Annotated in this window: 11 protein-coding genes; 7 read left to right on the plus strand and 4 right to left on the minus strand. The window is 72.5% G+C overall.

From position 1 onward, the window contains the following. The coding region (locus tag AC0CYZ_RS22230) for a hypothetical protein (RefSeq protein ID WP_472219341.1) at positions 1 to 420 on the plus strand (420 nt) is incomplete at its 5' end. Positions 421 to 438: 18 nt separating this feature from the next. Here the strand turns inward: AC0CYZ_RS22230 and AC0CYZ_RS22235 are convergent. The 3 genes from AC0CYZ_RS22235 to AC0CYZ_RS22245 form a co-directional block, all read right to left on the minus strand. Beyond that, positions 439 to 846: a GNAT family N-acetyltransferase gene (locus tag AC0CYZ_RS22235; RefSeq protein WP_472219343.1), complete on the minus strand. Its 408-nt coding sequence runs from the start codon at positions 844 to 846 to the stop codon at positions 439 to 441. 85 nt (positions 847 to 931) lie between these two features. Then, positions 932 to 1,834, minus strand: a complete 903-nt coding sequence (locus tag AC0CYZ_RS22240) for an alpha/beta hydrolase fold domain-containing protein (RefSeq protein WP_472219345.1) — start codon at positions 1,832 to 1,834, stop codon at positions 932 to 934. After that, the gene (locus tag AC0CYZ_RS22245) at positions 1,831 to 2,379 is read right to left on the minus strand and encodes a cupin domain-containing protein (protein ID WP_472219346.1); all 549 of its coding nucleotides are present in this window, start codon (positions 2,377 to 2,379) and stop codon (positions 1,831 to 1,833) included. Before AC0CYZ_RS22245 ends, AC0CYZ_RS22240 begins: the two co-directional genes overlap by 4 nt. Before the next feature lie 141 nt (positions 2,380 to 2,520). On the opposite strand from AC0CYZ_RS22245, the gene AC0CYZ_RS22250 reads away from it, so the two are divergent. From AC0CYZ_RS22250 to AC0CYZ_RS22260, 3 genes are all read left to right on the plus strand, one after another. Next, a complete protein-coding gene (locus AC0CYZ_RS22250) occupies positions 2,521 to 3,138 on the plus strand; it encodes a TetR/AcrR family transcriptional regulator (RefSeq protein ID WP_472219348.1) in 618 nt (205 codons plus the stop codon). Positions 3,139 to 3,295: 157 nt separating this feature from the next. Further along, positions 3,296 to 4,129 carry a class I SAM-dependent methyltransferase gene (locus tag AC0CYZ_RS22255; RefSeq protein ID WP_472219350.1) on the plus strand — a complete coding sequence of 278 codons (834 nt, stop codon included), beginning with the start codon at positions 3,296 to 3,298 and terminating at the stop codon, positions 4,127 to 4,129. Beyond that, a complete protein-coding gene (locus AC0CYZ_RS22260; RefSeq protein WP_472219352.1) occupies positions 4,126 to 5,277 on the plus strand; it encodes an MBL fold metallo-hydrolase in 1,152 nt (383 codons plus the stop codon). The genes AC0CYZ_RS22255 and AC0CYZ_RS22260 overlap by 4 nt, the downstream gene beginning before the upstream one ends. A gap of 35 nt (positions 5,278 to 5,312) precedes the next feature. Here AC0CYZ_RS22260 and AC0CYZ_RS22265 read toward each other — a convergent pair whose 3' ends face one another. Continuing rightward, the gene (locus AC0CYZ_RS22265) at positions 5,313 to 5,468 is read right to left on the minus strand and encodes a hypothetical protein (protein ID WP_472219354.1); all 156 of its coding nucleotides are present in this window, start codon (positions 5,466 to 5,468) and stop codon (positions 5,313 to 5,315) included. 177 nt (positions 5,469 to 5,645) lie between these two features. On the opposite strand from AC0CYZ_RS22265, the gene AC0CYZ_RS22270 reads away from it, so the two are divergent. The 3 genes from AC0CYZ_RS22270 to AC0CYZ_RS22280 form a co-directional block, all read left to right on the plus strand. Then, complete coding sequence (locus AC0CYZ_RS22270; protein WP_472219356.1) at positions 5,646 to 6,161, plus strand: 4-hydroxylaminobenzoate lyase; 516 nt, start codon at positions 5,646 to 5,648, stop codon at positions 6,159 to 6,161. A 2-nt stretch (positions 6,162 to 6,163) separates the two neighbouring features. Further along, positions 6,164 to 6,913 (plus strand): nitroreductase, encoded by a 750-nt coding sequence (locus tag AC0CYZ_RS22275; protein WP_472219358.1) that lies wholly within the window; start codon positions 6,164 to 6,166, stop codon positions 6,911 to 6,913. Between the two features lie 38 nt (positions 6,914 to 6,951). After that, positions 6,952 to 7,376, plus strand: a 425-nt coding sequence (locus AC0CYZ_RS22280; protein ID WP_472219360.1) for a TetR/AcrR family transcriptional regulator, incomplete at its 3' end; no start/stop codon positions are given.

Below are 7,376 nucleotides of genomic sequence, written 5' to 3' on the forward strand. Positions count from 1 at the left end.
GCGTCCCGGCCGGCGCGTGTCGGCCTCTTCGGCGCAGCCGTCGGCCTCGTCCTCCTCGCGGTGACGGAGCTGTTCGCCATCACAGCGGCCGACGCGATGGTCGGGGACCCTCGAGCTGACCTCGTCAGTTCTCTCTACGGCGTCCCGACGGTGCTCATCGGCCTCGCGATGACGGTGGCCGGGGCGAGCCTGGCCCGGTCGCGGTCGCTGTCCGGTTGGCGGCGCTGGATCGTGCTGGTCACCGGCCTCTACGTCTTCGTCGCCCTGCTACCGGCCATCTTCGGGCCCGACGTCGCCGGCCGGATCGCGATCGTCGTCTGGATGTTGCTCTTTGCCGCCCTCGGGCAGATGGCGACATCCGCGAGCGCTCCCCGCGAGGGCGTTGTGGCCGTCTCTCCCGGAGCGGCGCAGAGGCGCTGACCCAGCAGTGCTTCTGGGCTACGCGAACCTCAGGAACACAGACGTACCGCTCTCCTCGCCGTCCACCAGACCCAGCGAGCGATAGAAGGCGTGCACGCCGGGGTCGTCGTGATCGGTGATGAGGACGAACTGACGGCAGTGGTGGGAACGGGCGAGCAGGTCGGTCATCAATGCTCGACCCACACCACGGCGCTGGTAGTCGGGCCGCACGAGGAGGTCCTGGACGTAACAGATCGAGGCCCCGTCCGACACGGTGCGTGCCAGGCCGACGAGGCTCTGACCCACTCGTCCGGTCAACACGAGGTCGGAGCCGGACAGGGCCGCGGCCAGGACGTCCGGATGATCGGTATACGCGCTCCACCCCACCGAGCCGTAGAGCGTCAGCGCCTCCCTGAGCTCGATCTGGGGATCCGGGCGAACGTCCACGTGTCCGAGAGTCACGAGAGGCCGGTCTACAGCATCGGAGAGCACGACCTCGATGACGGCGGCCCGAGCGGGCGCCGCATGCGCGTCACCGGAGGTGCGCGCGCAGGAACTCGCCCGCCTCGGTCAGGGCCGTGTCACCCTCGCTGAGCACTGCGGCGAATCCCTGGAACACGTGTGGCGCGCGCGGGGTGATCCGCAGGTCCACGGCGACGTCGGCGGTCGCCGCGCGGGCGGCGACCCGGAGGGCGTCGTCGAGCAGGATCTCGTGGGATCCGGCCTGGATCAACAGAGGCGGCAGAGCGGTGAGGTCGGCGAAGACCGGGCTGATCGTCGGTGTCGCGGGGTCGCGCGTGCCGACGTACTCGGCCCCTCGCACCCGGAGGCCGCGGGCGGTGACGGCGACGTCCACGTCGGACTTCGTCGTCATCGTCGCGCCGCTCAACGTCAGGTCCGCCCACGGCGAGAACACCGCGACCGCACAGGGCAGCGGGACGCCGCGGTCGCGCAGGACGACGAGTGCGGCCAGGACCAGGCCGCCGCCGGCGGACTCACCGACGAGCGCCACCTTGTCGGGTGCCACCGTCTCCAGCAGCGCCTCGTAGGCCGCGACGGCGTCGTCGAGCGCCGCCGGATACGGGTTCTCCGGTGCCAGTCGGTAGTCGACGGTGATCGCGCGTGCCCGCGCCCGGCGTGCGACGTCCGAGGCCAGCCCCAGCGACGCCTCCGCCGATCCGAGCGCGTAGGCCCCGCCGTGCAGGTAGAGCACGACCCCGCCGCCACCCGGGTCGTCGAGGCCGCCCTCGCCGGTGTCGACCGTGATGACGGGTACTCCGGCGAGATCGCCCGGGGTGGCGCGGACGTCGTCCGGAAGCGGGATCGCGGTGAGCATCTCGACCAGCAGTCGACGCTGTTCGTGCAGTTCGCCACCCAGATCAAGTGGTCCGTCACGCAGCATCTCGTCGAGGGTGCGGAGCTGATCGTCCGTCACGTGCGTCCTTCGACGCCGGGCGGCGGGAGCAGTTCGGTGGCGAACTGCGGTGCCAACGCCTGGGCCTTCTCCCTGAAGGCCGTCTCTTCGGCCGGGCTCAGCGGAGCGGGTGGTTCGGTCCGCGTCGTGACCGGTTGCCCGACGAGGGTGAAGAACTCCTCCTGGCCGGACGGCGCGCACAGGCAGAGCAGCCGCGCCGGTGCGGAGCCGGCGTTGGTGAACGAGTGCGGCGCGTTCGCGGGCACGTTGATCGTCTCACCGGCACGCAGGACCACGGGTTCGCCGCGGAAGGTCGCCTCCACCTCGCCCTCGAGGACGGTGAACATCTCCTCGAAGTCGTGGCGGTGCGGCGGCGGCCCGCCGTTCGGTGGCACGTGCATGTCGATGAGCGTGTACCTGCCGGCGGTGTCCTCGCCCCGGACCAGGATCGTGTACGTGTCGCCGACCAGACCGACGTGGGTCAGGCTCTGGTCGGTGTCGGGCCGCGCGATGGTCAGCTCGCGCGACGGATCGTCATCCGGGATGGGCGCAGCTCCGTCGGACATGACGACTCCCTCGGGTGGGTCAGGGTGGCCTGGCGGCCCTCACCCTATACGGAGGATTTGATCCGGTTCGGTCACGACGAGGCGGAGTCCGACCCGTCCGACGCCCGCGGGCCCGTCGCGACCGCCGGATAGCATCAGCCCGTGAACCGCGACCGTGGGGTGTCGTCCGGCGCGGACACGCCGCGTCGCCGGCTGCGCAGCGACGCCGTCGCCAATCGCGAACGCCTTCTCGCCGCGGCGGTGACCACCCTGATGCGCCACGGCACCGGGGCCACCCTCTCCCAGATCGCGGAAGAGGCGGGCGTCGGTATCGGCACGCTGTATCGGCGGTACCCCACGCGCGAGGACCTGCTGGAGGCGCTCCAGCTCCGGGCGTTCGGACTCGTGATCGACCTGGTGAGGGAGATCGAGGCTCGGGACCTGCGGGGGATCGACGCGTTGCGGACGTTTCTCGAGCGAACCGTCGATCACGGATCGCAGCTGGTCATGCCCGCGCACGGGGCTCCGGTCTCCTCGTCGGCGGAGATCCACCAGCGCCGGGGCGAGCTCCACGGCCGGATCGCCGCGATGGTGGAACGGGGCGTGCGCGACGGGTCCCTCCGCCCCGACCTGACGATGCGGGACGTGGTCGTCTTCGGCTCGCTGATCGCGGTGCCGCAGCCGGACGCCGGGGACTGGTCGGCGCTCATGGCTCGCCAGATCGATCTGTTCATCGACGCCGCCGGCTGTCGGCAGTCTCCGGACGAGTCGAGGGTCTAGTCCTTCGCGGGCGTGCGACCGGCAGCGCCACCACCGCCTCTATCCGGAGGATCGACTTCTACTTCTCCGGGGTAGGACGGACGAGCTCGTCGATCCACCCCGGGTTCGCGGTCCGTGGTGGCGTCCCGCGGGTGGCGAGTTCCGGCACGATGGGGCGGTGAGCACCGCGCCCAACGCCGAGCAGCGCGCCCGGTGGAACGGTTCCTCGGGCAGCGCCTGGAGCGAGCACGCCGAACACTTCGAGCGCGGGTACGCGGGCTTCGACGCGGCCTATCTGTCGGCCGTCGCCCCGCGGGCCGACGACCTGGTGCTCGACGTGGGCAGCGGACCCGGTGCCCTGGCCCTCCGGATCGCGGAGACGGCCCACCGCGTGGTCGGCGTCGACGTGTCGGCGCCGCTCGTCGGCCTCGCCCGTCGTCGCGCGCAGGCGGCGGGTCGGGACGACGCGGTCTTCGTGGTGGCCGACGCGCAGGTCGACCCGCTCCCGGACGAGGAGCCGTTCGACGCCGTCGTGAGCCACTTCGGATCGATGTTCTTCGACGATCCCGTTGCCGCGTTCACCGCTCTGTTCCGGGCGCTCCGGCCTGGAGGGCGCCTCGTGCTGCTCACCTGGCAGGGCCCGGAGCGCAATCCCTGGCAGGTCGAGGTGCTGCGCGCCCTGCACCCCGACGGGGAGGCGCCGATCCCCCCGACCGACGGGCCGAGCCCCTTCGGGCTCAGTGACCCGGCCCGCGTCCGGAGCGTGCTCAGCGCCGCGGGCTTCGTCGACGTCGCCCTCGAGGGCCTTCGCGCACCACACTGGTCGGGGGCGGACCCGGACGACGCCGTGCGGTTCACGGCCACCCACCACGAGGCCCTGCTCGAGGGCTACGACGAGGCCACACAGGGTCGTGCTCTCGAGCGGCTCCGTGCGTTGTTCGCGGCCCACCAGACTCCCGACGGGGTCCTGTTCGACTCCGCGACGTGGCTCGTCCGGGCCTCCCGGCCGTGATCCGTCCGGCCCGCTCCGTGCTCCTCGGCGCCGCCCTCGCCGCTCTGCTCGCGTCGGTCGGGCTCGGGGTGCACGTCCGCCGCGCCATGGGGGCACGGCCCTCCGAGCTCCGCCGGATCGCGCTCCGCTCGCCCCACGCCCCGACGGGCACGTTCGCGAACCGGGAACCGGGACTGCCGCGACCCGACCTCACGCTGCGCCAGGTCGCGACGATGGTGCTCACACGCCGGGAGCGCGGGGCCCCTCCGGGGCCCGTCCCGATCACGGCGCACCCCCCGGCCGTCGAGCGCGCCGGGCTCGCCCTGACGTGGTTCGCCCATGCCTGCGTCCTGCTGGAGGTGGACGGTCGGCGGGTGCTCGTCGACCCCGTCTGGTCGGAGCGCACCTCACCCGTGCCCGGCTTCGGCCCGCGCCGGCTGCACGCGATCACCGCCACGCCGGCGGACCTGGGCGAGGTCGACGTCGTGCTCCTCACCCACGACCACTACGACCACCTCGACCGGCCGACCGTCACCGAGCTGGCGCGGATCACCGGCGCGGTGTTCGTCGCGCCGCTGGGGGTCGGTGCCCACCTGCGGACCTGGGGTGTTCCCGCCTCGCGCATCGTCGAGGCCGACTGGGACGACGTCGTCGTGACCGCCGGTCTGACCTTCACCTGCCTCGAGTGTCGGCACTTCTCCGGTCGTTCCTTCCGCCGCAACACCACGCAGTGGGCCGCCTGGAAGGTGGCCGGCCCGGACCACGCGGTGTACGCGGCGGGGGACACCGGAGCCACCGAGGCACACGCCCGGACGGGCGCCGAGCACGGGCCGTTCGACCTGACCCTCATGCCCGTCGGCGCCTACTCCGAGCTGTGGCCGGACATCCACACGACCCCCGAGCAGGCCGTCGAGGGGCACCTCGCCCTCGGGGGACGGGTGATGCTGCCGGTGCACTGGGCGACGTACGCGCTGGGCTTCCACCCCTGGGCCGAACCCGCCGAGCGTGCGGTGAGGGCGGCCGAGGCCCACGGCGTCGTGCTCGCACTGCCACGACCGGGAGAGCGCGTCGACCTCACCCGCCGGACCGACGCCGTGTCCGACCTCTGGTGGCGCCCACGAGATCCCGATGCGGTCCTGGGCGAGGTCGGGTCAGCCACGGGTTCGTGACGTCGAGCGCCCCGTGCCGCCCGCGACCGACCGCCTCAGAGGCTCGTCCCGGCGTCGACGGTCGACTTCCGCTTGTCCCTCGCCTGTTCGATCGCTCCCCAGGTGAGGACGGCGACGACCGGGGCCAACGCCATCGCGACGAACCGGGAGGCCGAGCCGACGCCCTTGAGGGCGAATCCGAGGATGACCATGGACGCTCCTGAGGTCGAGGGGGAGGGGAAGGTATCGCCCCCGGCCGGTGGGCGCCAGACGCGACATCGGCGACTGGTTTCGTTACGAGTATTGACTGTAACGTATCCAGCTCCTAGCGTTCCTCCCCGAGCAGGCGAGGACGTCTGCCGGAGCTGATCGAGCAGCAAGGAGCCATCGTGGCCGCGACCGCCGACGACCTGATCGAACGCAGCGTCCCCTTCCTCGAGTCGATCAAGAACAAGACCGCCGGGGCGGAGCTCGAGTCCTGGCTCAACGCCACCCACGGGCCGGGGGACGCCGTGTGGGACGACCTCGCGGCGATCATCACCGAGGGCGTGGAGCAGGGGTGGGCGGCGAACGTCGAGGTCGACGGACCCGGGTACCGACGCAGCCGGATCGCCGAGCCCAGTGCACAGCTGAGCTGGTTCAGCGTCACCGCGGTCTACATGAACAGCGTCCCGGTCTACCGGGGTCAGTACCACCAGCACCCCTACGGCGAGCTCAACATGGTGGTGCCCCTCGACGAGGGCGCGCAGCTCGGTGGGCCCCGCGGCTGGCAGGGCGCGGGGTGGACCGCGCCGGACCCGGCCAGCCACCACTATCCCGAGGTCCGCGGCGGCGCGGTCATCGCGTTGTTCTTCCTGCCCGCCGGACGGATCTCCTACGACGTCGTCGCCCCCGACGCCGCGTGACCGTGGCCGTTCCCGCCGATGACCGCTCGGACGAGTCGCCGGTGCCGCCGGCCGGCCGCGCCGCCAGCTCGGTCACCGAGGCGCTGTGCACGCGGCGCAGTGTCCGGGCCTTCCTCCCGACGCCCCTGGCGCGGGAGCTGGTCGAGGACCTGCTCGCCACGGCGTCGCGCTCGCCCAGCAACTCCAACACCCAGCCGTGGCGGGTGCACGTCGTCGCGGGCGAGCCGAAGCGTCGGCTGGCCGAGGATCTGTGGGAGAGCCTCGACGCCGGGCAGCGGGCGGCGCAGCCCGGGTATCCCTACCAGCCGGGCCCGGACGAGTGGGCCGAGCCCTACCGCACCCGCCGCGCGGCGTTCGGCGACCAGCTCTACCGACGGACCCTCGGCGTGCAGCCCGGGGACGGCGAGGGCCGCGATCGCCACCACCGGCGCAACTACGAGTTCTTCGGCGCGCCCGTCGGGATGATCCTCACGACGAGCGCCCACCCGCTGGCCGGCGCGCTCGTCGACGCCGGTCTCTTCCTCCAGGCGCTCATGCTCACGGCCCGCGAGTACGGGCTCGACACCTGCCCCCAGGCCTCCTTCATCGACTTCCATCCCGTGCTGCGCCGCCACCTCGACATCTCCGACGACGAGATCGTCATCTGCGGTCTCGCGCTGGGCTACGCCGACCGGGAGCACCCGCTCGGCGACCTCGCCACCCCGCGCGAGTCCGTCGCGCGCTTCGCGACCTTCCACGGCGACCTGACGTGACCCCCGTCGTGTCCCCGCCCGCTCGTAGGGTGCGGGCCGTGGACGAGCAGGGCGACACGGCGTCGGCGGCCGGGGCCGCAGGAGGAGGGACGCCCGCACCCGTCAATCCCGGTGGCCGCCCCAGGGACCCGGCGCTGGACGAGGCGATCATCCTCGCGACGCGCCGCCGGCTCGTGCTCGACGGGTACTCGAAGATGACCCTCGGGGACATCGCCGCCGACGCCGGGGTCTCCCGACCGACGCTGTACCGGCGCTGGCCGGGCAAGTTCGAACTCGTCGTCGACGCCCTCGACTGGGGCTTCCGCGCCCAGCTCGAGAGCTACCCGACCCTGGAGCTCGCGGACCTGCCGCCGTACCAGGCCTTCCTGGAGGCGCTGCGCCGGGTGGACCCCTGCTACTTCAACCCCGACGCGATCATTCTGCAAGGCGGCTTCATGGGGGAGCAGCCCCGCGCGCCGGAACT

Source organism: Actinomycetospora sp. (assembly GCF_055612215.1).